Annotated in this window: 1 protein-coding gene; it reads left to right on the top strand. The window is 42.0% G+C overall.

Annotation, left to right across the window (positions count from 1 at the left end):
- The coding region (locus ACLUXO_RS10125; RefSeq protein ID WP_412137441.1) for a transposase at positions 1-1,068 on the top strand (1,068 nt) is incomplete at its 5' end.
- Between the last annotated feature and the right edge of the window lie 123 nt (positions 1,069-1,191).

Here is a 1,191-nt window from a genome sequence, read left to right as displayed (position 1 = left end):
GCTTTGTATCATGGCTATCGACTGCTGGCAATCGATGGTAGTGACTTTGCTTTGCCATATGATAAGCATTCACCATTTCTATGCAATATTCAAGCAAGAAAAAAACCTTCGGCCGATAATAAATTAACGACCAAAGGTGCTTGCTTGATTCATGCCAATATCCTTTACGATATCGCAAATTGTTGTTACCTAGACTGTTTATTGCAATCACGAAAGGGTATGGATGAACGCAGTGCAGCTGTACACATGCTTCAGACCTTAAGACTTCAACACCGCTATATCGTACTGATGGACCGCGGCTATGAATCCTTCAATCTTTTCGAGCAAGGCAATCGACTGTCTAACTGCAACTATGTTATCCGTCTAAGAACTCAAAGTAAAAGTGCTATTCGGGAAATCAGCGCTCTTCCCGACCAAGAATGTGATCTTGAGATGACGTTTAACATCACCAATAGCGCCAAGCAAAAGAAGCTTCATCCAGAGTATCACAAGATCAACGCCCCGAATCGTCGCTATAAGGACAAATATTCACCCAAGTACCGTACAGCGCACTGGGATTTTGAAAGCTTTTGTCCGGTCCACTGCAGAATCGTTAAGCTTAAGCTCAACGACCCACAATCGGGAAGCACCAAGTGGGAAGTACTAGCTACTAATCTAAGCTCGAACGACTTCCCGCTTAGTGAAATGAAAAAACTGTATCATCTGCGCTGGGATATTGAAAGCTCATTTCGCAAGCTAAAGTATGATCTCGGTGCAGTATGTTTTCATTCGAAAAAACCAGCGTTTCAAGAAATCGAGTTGTACTCTCAACTGATTATGTTTAACGTGGTCAACAGAATCATATCCCTTTGCCGGGTAGCTGATGCTCACAGGAAATGGCCTCATGAGATAGACTTTAAAGAGGCGGCCAACATAGTTCACCGCTATTATACAACGCCCATGATAGGCAATTCAAAGCAGATGGTCGAAGAAATAGAAGCGTATCATCATCCAGTCCGAAAAGGCCGAAAATATCCGAGACCTTTACGGTTTCAAGGTTCTGTTAGTTTAAACTATCGAATTTCGTAAAAAGATAGTCAATTGACTGCATATTTGTCATGCCCAAAAAACAGAAAAGACACCCATCTAACTTAGATGAGTGTCTCAAAACGGTTCCCCGTTCAAAGTCAATGTCTTAACTTAATGACATTG

It is taken from the genome of Lactobacillus delbrueckii subsp. bulgaricus (assembly GCF_046938665.1).
GTDB lineage: Bacteria > Bacillota > Bacilli > Lactobacillales > Lactobacillaceae > Lactobacillus > Lactobacillus delbrueckii_C.
Note: the sequence above shows the minus strand (reverse complement) of the source record. Positions and strands in the feature narration are given on the sequence as shown.